The sequence below is a fragment of the Streptomyces sp. Rer75 genome (assembly GCF_013414305.1).
GTDB lineage: Bacteria > Actinomycetota > Actinomycetes > Streptomycetales > Streptomycetaceae > Streptomyces > Streptomyces himastatinicus.
Genome location: NZ_CP058693.1, coordinates 2,527,657 through 2,543,853 on the forward strand (window position 1 = coordinate 2,527,657; position 16,197 = coordinate 2,543,853).

Below are 16,197 nucleotides of genomic sequence, written 5' to 3' on the forward strand. Positions count from 1 at the left end.
ATACCGCCATGCCCGGCACTGCCACGCCGTCAGCTCCTCCTGTCCGCATGCTCGGCGGCGGTCCTCGCCGCAGAGGCATGACGGCGGTCTGAAGGATGCGTGCCGACCACGCCTCGTACGCGTGCGGCGCCGCACTCGGCTTCCTCGGCGACCTCGCCGCGGGCGATCCGCGCCGCGGCCATCCGGTGGCCGCGTTCGGGCGGGCCGCCGCGGCCGTCGAGCGGCGGCTGTGGCGCGATCACCGCGGTTCCGGGGCCCTGCACACCGCGCTGTGCGCGGGCGGCGCGGCCGCCGGTGCCGCGCTGCTGGCGCGTACCGTACGCGGCTTCGCGGGCCGACGCCGGACGGCCGATGCCGCGCTGACCGCCGCCACCACCTGGGCCGTACTGGGCGGCACCTCGCTGGTGCGGGAGGCCCGGGTCATCGGTGACGCGCTGGCCGCCGGGGACGTCGACGCCGCGCGGGAGCGGCTGCCGCATCTGTGCGGACGCGATCCGCAGGCGCTGGACGCACAGCAGATCGCGCGGGCGGTCGTCGAGTCGGTGGCCGAGAACACCTCGGACGCGGTCGTGGGCGCGCTCGTGTGGGGGGCCGTGGCCGGGGTGCCGGGGCTCGTCGGCTTCCGCGCCGTCAACACCCTGGACGCCATGGTGGGCCACAAGTCGGCCCGCTACAGCCGGTTCGGCTGGGCCGCGGCCCGGCTGGACGACGTCGCGGGCTGGCCCGGCGCCCGGCTCACCGCCGCCCTGGCCGCCCTCGCCGGGCCCGATCCGCGCGGCGCGTGGCGCGCCTGGCGCGACGACGGCGGACGCCACCCGAGCCCCAACGCGGGCCCGGTGGAGGCGGCGTTCGCGGGCGCGCTGGGGGTCCGGCTGGGCGGCACGCTGGCGTACGCGGGCCGGGTCGAGCACCGCCCGGTGCTGAACCCGGGCGGCCGTCCCGTGACGGCGGCCGACATTCCGCGGGCGATCCTCCTCTCGCGGCGGGTGTCGGCGCTCGCTCTGCTCACCACCGTCGTGGCTCGTTCCGGAGCCGGTCGGGGCTCCGGAGCCGATCAGGAAAGGGTGAATCGATGACCCTGGGGGGCGGACTGCTCATCGCGGGAACGACCTCGGACGCCGGGAAGAGCGTCGTCACGGCGGGCATATGCCGCTGGCTGGCGCGCAAAGGGCTCCGGGTCGCCCCGTTCAAGGCGCAGAACATGTCGCTCAACTCCTTCGTCACCCGGGACGGCGCCGAGATCGGGCGGGCCCAGGCGATGCAGGCCGCCGCCGCGCGCGTCGAACCGAGCGCCCTGATGAACCCGGTCCTGCTGAAGCCGGGCAGCGACCGCAGCAGCCAGGTGGTGCTGCTCGGCAAGCCGGTGGGCGAGATGAGCGCGCGCGGGTATTACGGGGGGTCTGGGGGGTCGTCCCCCGAGGAAAGGCTGCACTCGGAGCGGCGGCGCGAAGGGCTGCTGGAGACCGTCACCGAGTGCCTGAGCGAGCTGCGGCGCACGCATGACGCGGTGATCTGCGAGGGCGCGGGCAGCCCGGCCGAGATCAATCTGCGCCGCACCGACATCGTCAACCTCGGTCTTGCCCGGGCCGCGGGGCTGCCGGTCGTCGTGGTCGGGGACATCGACCGCGGCGGCGTCTTCGCGTCCTTCTTCGGCACGACCGCGCTGCTGTCCCGCGAGGACCAGCGGCACATCGCCGCCTATGTGGTGAACAAGTTCCGCGGCGATGTGAGCCTGCTGGAACCCGGGCTGGACATGCTGCGCGACCTCACCGGACGGCCGACCGTCGGTGTGCTGCCGTACGCGCACGGCCTCGGCATCGACGAGGAGGACGGGCTGCGCGTCTCGCTGCGCGGCACGGTGCGCGAGAGCGTCGTCGCACCGCCGCACGGCGCGGACGTGCTGCGGGTCGCGGTGGCCGCCGTACCGCTGATGTCCAACTTCACCGACGTGGACGCGCTGGCCGCCGAGCCGGGCGTGATCGTGCGCTTCGTGGACCGCCCGGAGGAGCTGGCCGACGCCGATCTGGTGGTGCTGCCGGGCACCCGGGGCACCGTGAAGGCGCTGGAGTGGCTGCGCGAGCGCGGTCTCGCCGACGCGATCGCGCGGCGGGCCGCGGAGGGGCGGCCGGTGCTCGGGATCTGCGGCGGCTTCCAGGCGCTGGGCTACGCAATCGAGGACGAGGTCGAGTCGAAGGCCGGGACGGTCGAGGGCCTCGGACTGCTGCCCGTACGGGTCCGCTTCGCGGCCGACAAGACCCTGGCCCGGCCGGTGGGCGAGGCGCTGGGCGAACGGGTGGTGGGCTACGAGATCCACCACGGCGTCGCCGAACTGCTCCACGGGGGCGACGAACCCTTCCTGGACGGCTGCCGGGTGGGCCCGGTGTGGGGCACGCACTGGCACGGCTCGCTGGAGAGCGACGGCTTCCGCCGCGCCTTCCTGCGGCGGGTCGCGGAGGCGGCGGGCCGGGCGTTCGTGCCCGCGCCTGACACCCGCTTCGGGGAGCTGCGCGAGGAGCAGTTGGACCGGCTGGGCGATCTGATCGAGGAGCACGCGGACACGGACGCGCTGCTGAGGCTCATCGAGGGCGGCGTACCGGACGAACTGCCCTTCGTGCCGCCCGGGGCGCCGGGAGGAATGGCTTGAGCACACGACGCGAGCCCACACGCACCGACCGCGCACGCACCGTAGGAGGTACCGAAGCATGACCACCGCTGCCTACCCGTTCACCGCGGTCGTCGGAATGGACGACATGCGGCTCGCCCTGCTCCTCAACGCCGTCTCGCCCGCCGTGGGCGGGGTGCTGGTGCGCGGCGAGAAGGGCACGGCCAAGTCGACGGCCGTGCGCGCGCTGTCCACACTGCTGCCGCCGGTCGACGTCGTCCCCGGCTGCCGCTTCTCGTGCGATCCGGCCGCGCCCGACCCGGGCTGCCCCGACGGGCCGCACGAGACCGCCCCAGGGGACGCGCGCCCCGCGCGGATGGTGGAGCTGCCGGTCGGCGCGTCCGAGGACCGCCTCGTCGGGTCGCTGGACATCGAGCGGGCGCTGTCGGACGGGGTCAAGGCGTTCGAGCCGGGGCTGCTCGCGGACGCGCACCGCGGGGTGCTGTACGTCGACGAGGTCAACCTGCTGCACGACCACCTGATCGACCTGCTGCTCGACGCGGCCGCCATGGGCGCCTCCTATGTGGAGCGCGAGGGCGTCTCCGTACGGCACGCCGCGCGCTTCCTGCTGGTGGGCACCATGAACCCGGAGGAGGGCGAGCTGCGGCCGCAGCTGCTGGACCGCTTCGGGCTCACCGTCGAGGTCACGGCGTCGCGGGACACCGAGGAGCGGGTCGAGGTGGTGCGCCGGAGGCTGGCGTACGACGAGGACCCGGCCGGGTTCGCCGCGCGCTGGGCGCGCGAGGAGGGCGAGCTGCGGGACCGCATAGCGGCGGCGCGCGCCCTGCTGCCCGCCGTCCGGCTGGGCGACCGCGCGCTGCGGCAGATCGCGGCGGTGTGCGCGGCGTTCGAGGTGGACGGGATGCGCGCGGACATCGTGACGGCGCGTACGGCGACGGCGCTGGCCGCCTGGGCGGGCCGGACGGACGTGCGGACCGAGGACGTACGGCAGGCCGCGCTCCTGTCGCTCCCCCACCGGCGGCGGCGGGCGCCGTTCGACGCGCCGGGGCTGGACGAGGACAAGCTGGACGAGGTGCTGCGGCAGTTCGAGGACGAGGAGCCGGAGCCCGAGCCGGAACCCTCTGGTCCGGGCGATGCCCCGGATGACGACCCCGACGACCCCGACGGGCCGGGCGGGGGCGGAGGGTCCGACGGCGGGGACGCCCCCGACGGACCCGGCGGTGGCCGCCCGCAGGACGGCGGGCAGGAGCAGGCGCCGCCGCCCGGCGGGCCCGAGCCGTCCATCCCCGAGCAGCGGTCGCCCGAACCCGAGTCGTCCGCCGACGCCGCGCCCGCGGAGTCCGAGGCGGACGGCGGGGCCGGTGGCGGCGGCGGTGAACGGGCCGCCGTGGGCGCCGCGGAGCCGTTCCGCACCCGGCGGCTGGACGTGCCGGGGCTCGGCGAAGGCGCGGCCGGGCGGCGGTCGCGGGCCCGCACCGCGCACGGCCGCACCGCCGGTGCGCGCCGCCCCCAGGGCACGCTGACCTCGCTGCACCTGGCGGCGACGGTACGGGCCGCCGCCCCCCATCAGCACACCCGCGGGCGGCGCGGCCCGGGGCTGCTGGTGCGCCGGGACGATCTGCGGGAGGCGGTGCGCGAGGGCCGGGAGGGCAATCTCGTGCTGTTCGTCGTGGACGCGTCGGGGTCGATGGCCGCCCGCAAGCGCATGGGCGCGATCAAGGGCGCGGTGCTGTCGCTGCTGCTGGACGCCTATCAGCGGCGGGACAAGGTCGGCCTGGTCACCTTCCGGGGGTCCGGCGCGGAGCTGGCGCTGCCGCCCACCTCGTCGGTGGACGCGGCCGCCGCCCGGCTGGAACAGCTGCCGACCGGCGGCCGCACCCCGCTCGCGGCGGGGCTGTTGAAGGCCCGCGAGGTGCTGCGGGTGGAGCGGCTGCGGGACCCCTCGCGCCGTCCGCTGCTGGTCGTGGTGACCGACGGGCGGGCCACCGAGTCGAAGAAGGCCGCGGTGTCCGACGGGTCCACGCCGGTGGAGCGGGCCGGGCGCGCGGCGCGGCTGCTCGCGGGCGACGGGGTCGCCTCGGTGGTGGTCGACTGCGAGTCGGGGCCGGTGCGGCTGGGCCTGGCGGGCGCGCTCGCCCGCGATCTGCGGGGCACCCCGGTCACCCTGGACGAACTGCGCGCGGACAGCGTCACGGCGCTGGTCCGCGATGTACGGACGGTACAGAACTCACGGAGGGCAGCCTGATGCCGCAAGGACAACCGACCGTCGTCCCCGACGACGGGCTGACCACCCGCCAGCGCCGCAACCGGCCGCTCGTGCTCGTGCACACGGGCGTGGGGAAGGGCAAGTCGACGGCCGCGTTCGGTCTGGCGCTGCGGGCGTGGAACCAAAACTGGCCGGTCGGTGTATTCCAGTTTGTAAAGAGCGCGAAATGGAAGGTCGGCGAGGAGCGTGCGCTGCGCGTCCTCGGCGACTCGGGCGAAGGGGGGACCGTCGCATGGCACAAGATGGGCGAGGGCTGGTCGTGGGTCCAGCGCGACATGGCTTCCAGCGAGGAGGCCGCACGCGAGGGCTGGGAGCAGGTCAAGCGCGATCTCGCGGCGGAGACATACCGGCTCTATGTGCTGGACGAGTTCGCGTATCCCATGCACTGGGGCTGGGTGGATCCTGAGGAAGTGGTGTCGGTCCTGCGCGACCGGCCGGGTACCCAGCACGTCGTTATCACGGGGCGGAACGCCCCGGCGCCGCTGGTGGACTTCGCCGACCTCGTCACCGACATGTCCAAGGTCAAGCACCCGATGGACGCCGGTCAGAAGGGCCAGCGGGGCATCGAGTGGTGAGAGTTCCCAGACTGGTCGTCGCCGCGCCCGCCTCCGGCAGCGGCAAGACGACCGTCACCGCGGGGCTGATGGCCGCCTTCGCGCAGCGCGGTCTCGACGTGTCCCCGCACAAGGTGGGCCCGGACTACATCGATCCTGGCTATCACGCGCTGGCCGTCTCGTCCGCCGGTGGCGGCCGGGCGACGGGTGGCGGGGTGGCTGGTGGCCGCGCGCCTGGTGGCCGCGCGCCCGGTGGCGGGGCCGGGCGGCCGGGGCGGAACCTGGACGCCTATCTGTGTGGTCCGGACCGGATCGCCCCGCTGTTCCTGCACGGGGCGGCGGGCTGCGATCTGGCCCTGGTCGAGGGCGTGATGGGGCTGTTCGACGGGGCGGCCGGGCAGGGCGAGCTGGCGTCGACGGCACAGGTGGCCAAGGTGCTGCGGGCGCCGGTGGTGCTGGTGGTGGACGCGTCCTCGCAGTCGCGTTCGGTGGCGGCGCTGGTGCACGGCTTCGCCTCCTGGGACCCGGAGGTGCGGGTCGCGGGGGTGATCCTCAACAAGGTGGCGTCCGACCGGCACGAGGCGATGCTGAGGGAGGCGCTGGAGGGCGCCGGGGTGCCGGTGTTCGGCGCGCTGCGCCGGATGCGCGAGGTCGGGACGCCGAGCCGTCACCTCGGTCTGGTGCCGGTGGCCGAGCGGCGCACGGAGGCCACGGATTCGGTCGCGGCGCTGGCCGCGTGGGTGCGGGAGGGGTGCGATCTCGACGGGCTGATGGCGCTGGCGGGCAGCGCGCCTCCCCTGTCCGGCCCGGTGTGGGATCCGGTGGCGGAACTGGGCCCGGCGGCGGAGGCCGCCGCGGAGAGCCCCCTGCCGGAGGACCGGCGGCCGGTGGTCGCCGTGGCGGGCGGGGCCGCGTTCACCTTCTCCTACGCGGAGCACACGGAGCTGCTCACCGCCGCGGGCGCGCGGGTCGTGCCGTTCGACCCGCTGCGGGACGAGCGCCTCCCCGACGGGACCGGCGGGCTGGTGATCGGTGGCGGCTTCCCGGAGGTGTACGCACCGGAGCTGTCCGCGAACGAGCCGCTGCGCACCGAGGTCGCCAAGCTGGCGGCGACGGGTGCGCCCATCGCCGCCGAGTGCGCCGGGCTGCTGTATCTGGCGCGCTCGCTGGACGGGCGCCCGATGTGCGGAGTGGTGGACGCCGAGGCACATATGTCGGATCGGCTGACGCTGGGCTACCGTGAGGCCGTGGCCATTTCCGACACGTCCCTCGCCGCCGCGGGGACCCGGGTGCGGGGCCATGAGTTCCACCGCACCACCGTCGAGCCGGAGGCCGGGCAGACGCCCGCCTGGGGGCTCGTCCATCCGCAGCGCCGCACCGAAGGGTTCGCACCGGGAAACGTGCATGCCTCGTATCTCCATGTGCACTGGGCGGCGGTGCCCGGTGTGGCGGCCCGGTTCGTGGCCGGATGTGTGCCCACCACCGGGTGACCGGGGCGGTGACCTGAGGTGCGCCATCCACAGCAGCCGGATCTGGTGGTCGGCGTCGGCGCGGGGCGAGGGGTGTCCGTGGGCGAGGTGACCGGGCTGGTGGCGGCGGCCCTCGCCGCGGCGGGCCTCGCGCCCGGCGGCGTCGCCGAGTTGGCGACGGTCGAGGCCAAGGCCGATGAGCCCGGACTGCTGGCCGCGGCCGAGCGGTTCGGGGTGCCGCTGCGTGGGTACGGGGCGAAGATGCTGGCCGCCGTCGAGGTGCCGAACCCGTCCAAGGCGGCCCTCAGCGCCGTGGGGACGCCCGGTGTGGCCGAGGCGGCCGCGCTGCTGGCCGCCGGGCCGGGGGGCGAACTGCTCGTCGCCAAGCGGGTGTCGGAGCCGGGTGGGGGCAGGCCGTCGAGAGCCACCTGTGCGATCGCCCGCCGTGGCCCGCGGGACAGCCCGCCTCAAGACGGCCACTCTGGAAACGGCCATTCTCGAAACGGCCACTCTGAAAACGGCCGAAGACCTGCCGTGGCGTGTCCCGACGGCGCTCAGTAACGTCTCGGGGCGAGACTGCGCTTTGCACCGTGAGACCCGTTTCACCCTGCACCAAGGAGACTTCGTGACGACCCCGCCCGCGCTGCTCATCGCAGGCATCGGCACCCGAGACGAGAGGCGCGCCGGCGCCTTCCAGGACTTCGTACGGGAGTTGGGCGCGCAGCACCCGGATCTGCCCGTGGCGGGCGGCCTCACCGGGCCGGGCGCGCCCCCGCTGTCCGATGCGGTGGCCCGCCTCGTCGGAGAGGGCGTGACGCGTTTCGCCGTCGTGCCCCTCAGCCTGATCCCGGTGGAGCATCCGAGAGACGGGGTCGCCGCCGCGCTGGCCCAGGAGGCGGAGCGGCACGCGGACGCCTCGTTCGTCTTCGGCCGCCCGCTGGGCCCGGACCCCCGGCTGCTGCGGGTGCTGGAGCGGCGGCTGGACGAGGCGCTGGGCGGCGGGCGGCGCTCCCCCTCGGACCGGGCGCGGACGACGGTGCTGCTGGTGGGCGACGGGTCCCCGCTGCCGGAGGGCAACGCCGAGGTGCACCGGGCCGCCCGGCTCCTGTGGGAGGGCCGCGGTTTCGCGGGCGTCGAGACGGCGTTCGCCTCGCTCGCCGCGCCGGACGTGCCCTCGGGTCTGGACCGCTGTGTGCGGCTCGGGGCACAGCGGATCGTGGTGCTGCCGTATTTCCTGTTCGGCGGCGACGTGCTGGAGCGGGTGCGGCAGCAGGCGGAGGGCTGGCAGCTCGCGTATCCGGATGCCGAGGTGGTGTCCGCCGATGTCATCGGCCCGACCGTGGAGTTGGCGGAGCTGGTCATGGAGCGCTACGAGGAGGTGGCCGGGGTGCCCGAGCGGGCGCAGCTCGAAGCGGAGGCGGCCCATGCCCACTCCCACCCGGACATCCACGCCGATGTCCGCTGAGATACCGGCCGCCGAGACGCCCGCCGACGGTGCGGTCCCCGGGTTCGATCTGCGGCATCACGGGGACGCGGAGGTACGCGGCGCCGACGCGGGGCTGACGGACCTCGCGGTCAACGTCCGGGCCGGTACGCCGCCGCGCTGGCTCAAGGACCGCGTCGCCGCGTCCCTCGACGGGCTGGCCGCCTACCCCGACGGGCGGGCGGCGCGCGCCGCGGTGGCCGCGTGCCACGGCGTGCCCGAGGGACGGGTGCTGCTGACGGCCGGGGCCGCGGAGGCGTTCGTACTGATCGCCCGCGCCCTTCCGGCCCGGCGCCCGGTGGTGGTGCACCCTCAGTTCACCGAGCCGGAGGCCGCGTTGCGGGACGCCGGGCACACGGTGGAGCGGGTGCTGCTCGACGAGCGGGACGGCTTCCGGCTGGACCCGGCGGCGGTGCCGGACGACGCCGATCTGGTGGTCGTCGGCAACCCCACCAACCCCACCTCCGTGCTGCACCCGGCCGCCACGCTCGCCGAACTGGCCCGGCCCGGGCGGACGCTGGTGGTGGACGAGGCGTTCATGGACGCCGTGCCGGGCGAGCCCGCGTCGCTCGCCTCCCGCACGGATGTGCCGGGGCTGGTCGTGCTGCGCAGCCTCACCAAGACCTGGGGGCTGGCCGGACTGCGCATTGGGTACGTGCTGGCGGACCCCGGGATCATCGCCGCGCTGGAGCGGGTGCAGCCGCTGTGGCCGGTGTCCACCCCCGCCCTGGCGGCGGCGGAGGCGTGCTGTGCGCCCGACGCGCTGGCCGAGGCGGCGCGGGCCGCCGAGCGGTCCGCCGCCGACCGCGCCTATCTGGCCGAGCGGCTGGGCGAGTTCGCCGGGGCCGGGCTGCGGGTGTGCGGTCCGGCGGCCGGTCCGTTCCTGCTGATCCGGCTGCCGGACGCGGCGGCGATACGCACCCGCCTCCGCGAACTCGGCTTCGCGGTGCGCCGCGGCGACACCTTCCCGGGCCTGGGCCCGGAGTGGCTGCGGCTGGCCGTCCGCGACCGCGATACGACCGACCGCTTCGTGATCGCCCTGGCCAAGGCCCTCCAGGACGGCTGAGCCCCACAGGACACCGCCGTCTGGGGGCCTGCCCGGGCGGGTGGAATCGCACCGGGCAGGCCCTGGCCGACGCCGGAGGTCGGGGTGGGTCGACCGCCGGCGTCGGCTGCTAGGTGGGGTCGTGCTTACGCATCACCGCGCGTTCCGGCGGCCCGCCGGCGGCGGGCCATGAACACCGCGCCGCCACCCGCGGCGAGCAGCACGGCGCCGCCCGCCACCAGGTACGGGGTGGCCGAGCTGCCGCCGGTCTCGGCGAGGTGTTCCGGCTTGGGCTCCGGCTTGGTCTGGTTGACGACCTCCGGCTCCTCCTCCTTGGCGGGGGCGCCGGGCGCCTCACAGGTCGCGTGGGCCAGGGTGACCTGGCCCTCGACCTCGGAGACGTTGAGCTTGAGCGGGTTCACCGAGACCTTCAGCGACAGCGCGGTGGCCGCCGCGGTGCGCGAGGTGGTCGAGGTGCGCGACAGATCCAGGCTCACCTGGCCGAGCGAGGGCACGTCGACCTTGGTGGAGGCGCCCGCGGTCAGGGTGACCTTCTTGCCGAGCACACTGACGGTGCCGAGCACGTTGGAGTCGGCGGTCGGCTTCTTTCCGGCCGCGCACACGGCCTTCGAGGTGACCTGCTCCACGGTGAGGAGCGGCACCGCCAGCAGCCCCGGCACGTTCACCTTGGCGTTGACGAGGTTGGAGTAGCCCTGGGACCGGGACTTCTCCGTGACGGCGCGGGCGGTGGCCACGTCGGCGCGCAGCACGCTGAAGGGACGGTCGCCGTTGACGCCGGCCACGGTCGCGCTGAGCGCGGTCTTGCTGGCGGTCTGCGGCGCCTTCACTTCGTTCAGCGAGGTCACCAGCGGTGCGGTGACGGTCTTGTTGAGGAGCGAGACGCTCAGGTCGGTACGGAGGACGGCCGCGCCGGCCTTGCCGGTGGCGGTGGTGTCGCCGGTCCGGGCGTGCGCCGTGCCCGCGGGCAGGACGCCCAGGACGGAGACGGCGGTGGCGGCGGAGACGGCCGCCACACGGCGGGCGGGCATGCCGAAGAAGGTATTGCGTGAAAAGGACACGTGAGTTGACCCCCACAGGAGACATGGAGCCGCCGGCACCTGCCGCGGGGGACTCCACGGGCGCCGACGGCCTCGACCACGCCATATTTGCGCACCGAGGGTAAACAGGCAGACACATGAAGTCCGTTCATCCCAAAGGGTGTTGTTCGCCGAAGCGTTCGATGGCCACGTCTCCCTGGGCTCCCGGGTCCCGCTCAGAACACCCGGCCCCGCAGCACCACCCACCGCGGTGCCGTCAGCACCCGTACGTCGGCGCGCGGATCGGCCTCGTACACCACGAGGTCGGCGGGGGCGCCCTCGGTGATCCCCGGCCGTCCCAGCCAGGTCCGGGCGCCCCAGGTGGCCGCCGACAGCGCGTCCCGCACCGGGATGCCCGCCTTGACCAGCTCGGCGACCTCCTGGCCGACCAGCCCGTGCGCGAGCGAACCGCCCGCGTCGGTGCCGGTGTAGACGGGGATGCCCGCGTCCCAGGCGGCGCGCACCGTGTCGTAGCGCCGCGCGTGCAGCCGTCGCATGTGGTCGGCCCAGCGGGGGAACTTGGCCTCGCCGCCCTCTGCGAGCCGCGGGAAGGTGGCGATGTTGACGAGGGTCGGGACGATGGCGACGCCGCGCTCGGCGAACAGCGGGATGGTGTCCTCGGTCAGCCCGGTGGCGTGCTCGATGCAGTCGATCCCGGCCTCGACCAGCGGGGCGAGCGTCTCTTCGGCGAAGCAGTGCGCCGTGACCCGCGCCCCGAGCCGGTGGGCCTCGGCGATGGCCGCCTCGACCGCCCCGCGCGGCCAGCAGGCGGACAGGTCGCCGCTGTCCCGGTCGATCCAGTCGCCGACGAGCTTGACCCAGCCGTCGCCGCGGCGCGCCTCGGCCGCCACGTAGGCGACCAGGTCCTCCGGTTCGATCTCGTGCGCGTAGTTGCGGATGTAGCGCTTGGTGCGGGCGATGTGGCGACCGGCCCGGATGATGCGTGGCAGGTCCTCGCGGTCGTCGACCCAGCGGGTGTCGGACGGCGATCCGGCGTCGCGCAGCAGCAGCGCCCCGGCGTCGCGTTCGGTGAGTGCCTGCTTCTCGCTCGTCGCGTCGTCCACCGCGCCGTGGGCGTCCAGGCCGACGTGGCAGTGGGCGTCGACGAGCCCCGGCAGCACCCAGCCGTCCAGCCGCCGGACATCCCGGGTCCCGGTCGGCCGGTCGAAGGTGATCTTTCCGTCGATCACCCACACCTCGTCCCGGACGCCACCGGCGTCCCCGTCCTCCGGGCCGACCAGGATCCGCCCCTTGATGTGCAGCACCGCGCTCTCCCTCATGTCACGCACTGTACGAGACGGCGGCCGACCGCTGACCGGCCAATTCCCGGGAAGCGGAAGGGCTCCACTCGTACAACACGGGGAGCGCTGCTACGCTCACGCAACCCACCGGACGAGGGACAGCAGGGACAGTGAGGAGGCCCGCGTGAGCGCTCCTACCGATGGCCCGGCCGCCGCGGCCACCACACCGACGTCTGGCTTACAGGCAGCCGACTCACCGGCGGATGGCTTACCCGCGGCCGACGCGCAGGCGGAGTTCCGGGAGTTCTTCGAGCGGCACCATGCCGAGTTGGCCCGCCTCGCCCACTTGCTGCTGGGCAGTTCCGACGGTGCGGACGACCTGGCGGCCGACGCCCTGGTCGCGGTCTGGCACCGGTGGGACCGGGTGCGGGTCGCCGAGCATCCGGCCGCGTACGCCCGGGGCGTGGTCGCCAACCTGGCCCGGTCCCGGATCCGCAGTCTGGTGCGCGAGCGGCGGCGGGTGGCGCTCTTCTCGTCGGAGCGCTCGGACCGGGTGGACGATCCGGATGTGTCCGCGATGGTGGACGTGCAGGCCGCGCTGGTGAGGCTGCCGTTCCGGAAGCGGGCGTGCGTGGTGCTGCGGCACGCGTTCGACCTCTCGGAGCGGGACACGGCCCGTACGCTCGGCATCTCGGTGGGCACGGTCAAGAGCCAGACCTCCCGTGGCATCGCCGAGCTGGAGCGGCTGCTCGGCCCGCCCGACGACGAAACCGAGCGGCCCGCGGCGGGCACGCAGGCGCAGGCCCCGCCGTCGGCGCCGTCCGCGCAGGAGACGGTACGGGGGCTCCGCCCCGGCCGTGTGGGTCATGCCGGGCACCCAGGAGGGAACGGTTGATGATCGACCATCGCGACGACCGGCGCGATGTCGCCGCCGAGCTGCGCGAGGCCGCCGAGGCGCACCAGCCGGACCGGGCCCGGATGCTGGCCCGGGTCACCGCGGGCATGGCGGCGGGCGAGCGGCGGAGCGTCCGCCGGGTCCCCGCCCGGCAGTGGACCCGGGTCGTGGGCCCGGCGGCGGGGCTGGCCGCGGCGGTCGCGGCCGCCGGGATCGCGGTGGTGACCACCGACACCGCCGACGGGCCGCAGACGGTACGGACGTCGAGCGAACCGGCCGGGCCGCCCGCGGGCGAGGGCGGCGACACGGCGCGACGGCCGGGCGGCGGCACGGGGGACGGGGCTGGTCGGCACACGCCGAGCGCCTTTCCCACCTCGGTCGGTCCAAACCATCTCGCCGATCCGGCGGTGCGTTCGCGGGGGGCGATCAACCCAAATTCCAACCCGTACTGGGCGCAGAGTGACATCACGCTCACCAACAGCGAGCCGCTGACGTCGCTGACGGTGGAGCTGCGGGTCGCCGAGAACGGCGGGGTGCACACCACGGGATCCTGGAGCACCCTGCCCGCGGACGACCTGGCCGTCTCGGTGCGCTCCGAGGACGGGGTGCTGGTGTACCGCTGGACGCTCCGGAAGGGGGCCACGGTGCCGGCCGGGCGCCATGTCTTCGCGGGGCAGTACAACCATGCCGAGGGCAGCCGGGACGCCGGACGGGACCGCTACTCTGCCTCCGGCAACGGGCCCTCCGGCGCATTCGCCGTCCGCGGTGACTTTCGGTGAGTTCGGCGGTGAGTTCCGTGCAAGCGGTCGCGAGTTCCACGCGAGAAGCGATGCGCCAAGCCCGGCGGAATGAATTCCGGAAGACCGGAAGACAAATTCGGGGCGTTTTTCATGTACATCTTCCCATCTCGTCTTCCCCCTCTTCCGATCTCTAAACGCACTTTTTTTAGTGGCCCAGGACACGGTAATTCGATGCCATCACGCCCCCGTTACGCACATGTGACACACTCCACACGTCGACCGTTTCGACCCGCTAACTCCCCCACAAAATAGCGCTTTTCAGCGATCTGCCGCGCGTACGCGCGCACTCGCGTGTTACCACATCGACCCCCGTCTACGTAACCCCTCTCCTCGATGCATTTTTAGATCCTGCTGGGTAAATTGAATTTGCATGACCGCCGCACAAGCAGACCGAGTAGGCGCCCGTAGCGAATTTGATTTGCCAGAGGGGCTGACCCTCGACACACCACGCGTCGAGGACGGAGCCGCGATCTGGCGAATCGCCCGCGACTCCAAGACTCTGGACCTCAACTCCTCCTACAGCTACCTGTTGTGGTGCCGCGACTTCGCCGCCACCTCCGTGGTGGCGCGCGACGCCGAGGGCGGACCGGTCGGCTTCATCACCGGCTACATCCGCCCCGACCGGCCCGAGACCCTGGTGGTCTGGCAGGTCGCCGTCGATCAGGCGTGGCGCGGTCGCGGACTGGCAGCCACCCTGCTGGACGGGCTGACCGCGCGCGTCGCCGCGACGGGCATCCGGGGCATCGAGACCACGATCACCCCGGACAACACCGCGTCGAACCGGCTGTTCACGTCCTTCGCAGAGCGGCACGGCGCGCCCGTCGAGCACGAGGTGCTCTTCGACGGCGGGCTGTTCCCCGACGGAGGGCACGAGCCCGAGGTGCTCTACCGCATCGGCCCGCTCGCGGACCGCGGCTGAGCCCGGGGCAACGGCACCCGAGGTCATCCCCGATTTCTGCCCCCGATCCCCCGTACAGCGACCCCCCGTACACCCCGAGGGCGCACGCCCTCACCCCCTCACCCCTCGCACTCATCTCTCAGGAGAATGCTGTGACCATCACCCCGCCCGCCCTGAGCGTCTTCGAGGCCCTGGAGTCGGAGGTGCGCAGCTACTGCCGCGGTTGGCCTGCCGTCTTCGACCGCGCGCAGGGCAGCCACATGTACGACGAGGACGGCCACACCTACCTCGACTTCTTCGCCGGAGCCGGGTCACTCAACTACGGCCACAACAACCCGGTACTGAAACGGGCGCTGATCGACTACATCGAGCGTGACGGCGTCACGCACGGTCTCGACATGTCGACCACGGCCAAGCGCGCGTTCCTGGAGTCGTTCCAGAACAACATCCTGCGCCCGCGTGACCTGCCGTACAAGGTCATGTTCCCGGGCCCGACGGGCACCAACGCGGTCGAGGCCGCGCTGAAGCTCGCCCGTAAGGTCAAGGGGCGCGAGTCGATCGTCTCGTTCACCAACGCCTTCCACGGCATGTCGCTCGGCTCGCTCGCCGTCACCGGCAACGCCTTCAAGCGGGCCGGCGCCGGTATCCCGCTGGTCCACGCGCCGGTATCCGCTGGTCCACGGCACGGCTGCTCGAGGACCAGGGTTCCGGCCTCAACAAGCCCGCCGCCGTGATCGTCGAGACCGTGCAGGGCGAGGGCGGCATCAACGTCGCCCGCGCCGAGTGGCTGCGCGCGCTGGCCGACCTGTGCGAACGCCAGGACATGCTGCTGATCGTCGACGACATCCAGATGGGCTGCGGCCGCACCGGTGCCTTCTTCTCCTTCGAGGAGGCGGGCATCACCCCGGACATCGTCACGGTGTCCAAGTCGATCAGCGGTTACGGCCTGCCGCTGGCGCTCACCCTCTTCAAGCCGGAGCTGGACATCTGGGAGCCTGGTGAGCACAACGGAACGTTCCGTGGCAACAACCCCGCGTTCGTGACCGCCGCCGCGACCCTGGACACCTACTGGGCCGACGGCCAGATGGAGAAGCAGACCCTGGCCCGCGGTGAGCAGGTCGAGCAGGGGCTCCGCGCCATCTGCGAGGAGCAGTCCGGAATCTCCTACCGCGGCCGTGGCCTGGTCTGGGGCATGGAGTTCGAGGACAAGCCGCGCGCCTCGGCCGTCTGCAAGCGCGCCTTCGAGCTCGGCCTGCTGGTCGAGACCTCCGGCCCGGAGAGCGAGGTCGTCAAGCTGCTGCCGGCGCTGACGATGACGCCCGAAGAGCTGGACGAGGGTCTGCGGATCCTCGCCCGGGCGGTCCGCGAGACCGCTTGAAACATCAAGTAACGGAACAGCAGAAAGGTAGCGACTCACCGTGATCGTCCGATCCTTCAAGGACATCGAGGGCACCGAAAGGCATGTAAAGGCCAAGTCGGGTACGTGGGAGAGCAAGCGCATCGTGCTCGCGCGGGAGCGGGTCGGCTTCTCGCTGCACGAGACCACGCTCTACGCGGGCACCGAGACCTCGATGTGGTACGCCAACCACATCGAGGCGGTCCTCTGCGTCGAGGGCGAGGCCGAGCTCACCAACGACGAGAACGGCGAGAAGCACATCATCACGCCCGGCACCATGTACCTGCTGGACGGACACGAGAAGCACACGATGCGCATCAAAAAGGACTTTCGGTGCGTTTGTGTCTTCAACCCGCCGATCACCGGACGGGAGGACCATGATGAGAACGGGGTATACCCCCTGATCACCGAGACCGAGGAGGCATGATCC

General features: G+C 73.4%; 14 protein-coding genes and 1 pseudogene. 13 read left to right on the forward strand and 2 right to left on the reverse strand.

Annotation, left to right across the window (positions count from 1 at the left end):
- Positions 1–95 precede the first annotated feature (95 nt).
- The 8 genes from HYQ63_RS10415 (at position 96) to cobC (ending at position 9,461) form a co-directional block, all read left to right on the forward strand.
- Entirely contained in the window at positions 96–1,076 is a 981-nt protein-coding gene (locus HYQ63_RS10415; RefSeq protein WP_179933565.1) for a cobalamin biosynthesis protein, read from the forward strand.
- Positions 1,073–2,644: a cobyric acid synthase gene (locus tag HYQ63_RS10420; RefSeq protein WP_179933566.1), complete on the forward strand. Its 1,572-nt coding sequence runs from the start codon at positions 1,073–1,075 to the stop codon at positions 2,642–2,644. Before HYQ63_RS10415 ends, HYQ63_RS10420 begins: the two co-directional genes overlap by 4 nt.
- A gap of 58 nt (positions 2,645–2,702) precedes the next feature.
- Positions 2,703–4,868, forward strand: coding sequence for a putative cobaltochelatase (locus tag HYQ63_RS10425; RefSeq protein ID WP_179933567.1), 2,166 nt, complete (start codon positions 2,703–2,705; stop codon positions 4,866–4,868).
- On the forward strand, positions 4,868–5,464 hold the full coding sequence (cobO, locus tag HYQ63_RS10430) for a cob(I)yrinic acid a,c-diamide adenosyltransferase (protein ID WP_063731950.1): 597 nt from the start codon (positions 4,868–4,870) through the stop codon (positions 5,462–5,464). The genes HYQ63_RS10425 and cobO overlap by 1 nt, the downstream gene beginning before the upstream one ends.
- Positions 5,458–6,933, forward strand: a complete 1,476-nt coding sequence (locus tag HYQ63_RS10435) for a cobyrinate a,c-diamide synthase (RefSeq protein ID WP_179933568.1) — start codon at positions 5,458–5,460, stop codon at positions 6,931–6,933. Before cobO ends, HYQ63_RS10435 begins: the two co-directional genes overlap by 7 nt.
- An 18-nt stretch (positions 6,934–6,951) precedes the next feature.
- Complete coding sequence (locus HYQ63_RS10440; RefSeq protein WP_179933569.1) at positions 6,952–7,473, forward strand: cobalamin biosynthesis protein; 522 nt, start codon at positions 6,952–6,954, stop codon at positions 7,471–7,473.
- A gap of 64 nt (positions 7,474–7,537) precedes the next feature.
- The gene (locus tag HYQ63_RS10445) at positions 7,538–8,377 is read left to right on the forward strand and encodes a sirohydrochlorin chelatase (RefSeq protein ID WP_179933570.1); all 840 of its coding nucleotides are present in this window, start codon (positions 7,538–7,540) and stop codon (positions 8,375–8,377) included.
- Positions 8,367–9,461 carry an Rv2231c family pyridoxal phosphate-dependent protein CobC gene (cobC, locus tag HYQ63_RS10450; RefSeq protein ID WP_179933571.1) on the forward strand — a complete coding sequence of 365 codons (1,095 nt, stop codon included), beginning with the start codon at positions 8,367–8,369 and terminating at the stop codon, positions 9,459–9,461. Before HYQ63_RS10445 ends, cobC begins: the two co-directional genes overlap by 11 nt.
- 125 nt (positions 9,462–9,586) lie before the next feature.
- Here the strand turns inward: cobC and HYQ63_RS10455 are convergent, their stop codons facing one another.
- Positions 9,587–10,489: an SCO1860 family LAETG-anchored protein gene (locus tag HYQ63_RS10455; RefSeq protein ID WP_179933572.1), complete on the reverse strand. Its 903-nt coding sequence runs from the start codon at positions 10,487–10,489 to the stop codon at positions 9,587–9,589.
- 224 nt (positions 10,490–10,713) lie between these two features.
- The gene (locus HYQ63_RS10460; RefSeq protein ID WP_179933573.1) at positions 10,714–11,817 is read right to left on the reverse strand and encodes an amidohydrolase family protein; all 1,104 of its coding nucleotides are present in this window, start codon (positions 11,815–11,817) and stop codon (positions 10,714–10,716) included.
- 145 nt (positions 11,818–11,962) lie between these two features.
- Between HYQ63_RS10460 and HYQ63_RS10465 the strand changes: the two genes are divergently transcribed.
- From HYQ63_RS10465 to HYQ63_RS10485, 5 genes and pseudogenes are all read left to right on the forward strand, one after another.
- On the forward strand, positions 11,963–12,673 hold the full coding sequence (locus tag HYQ63_RS10465) for a SigE family RNA polymerase sigma factor (protein ID WP_257231784.1): 711 nt from the start codon (positions 11,963–11,965) through the stop codon (positions 12,671–12,673).
- On the forward strand, positions 12,673–13,452 hold the full coding sequence (locus HYQ63_RS10470; RefSeq protein WP_179933574.1) for a hypothetical protein: 780 nt from the start codon (positions 12,673–12,675) through the stop codon (positions 13,450–13,452). The genes HYQ63_RS10465 and HYQ63_RS10470 overlap by 1 nt, the downstream gene beginning before the upstream one ends.
- Positions 13,453–13,843: 391 nt before the next feature.
- Entirely contained in the window at positions 13,844–14,392 is a 549-nt protein-coding gene (gene ectA, locus HYQ63_RS10475; RefSeq protein ID WP_179933575.1) for a diaminobutyrate acetyltransferase, read from the forward strand.
- A gap of 131 nt (positions 14,393–14,523) precedes the next feature.
- Positions 14,524–15,749: pseudogene (gene ectB, locus HYQ63_RS10480) on the forward strand (diaminobutyrate--2-oxoglutarate transaminase).
- Between the two features lie 40 nt (positions 15,750–15,789).
- Positions 15,790–16,194: an ectoine synthase gene (locus HYQ63_RS10485; protein ID WP_179933576.1), complete on the forward strand. Its 405-nt coding sequence runs from the start codon at positions 15,790–15,792 to the stop codon at positions 16,192–16,194.
- Positions 16,195–16,197: the final 3 nt, after the last annotated feature.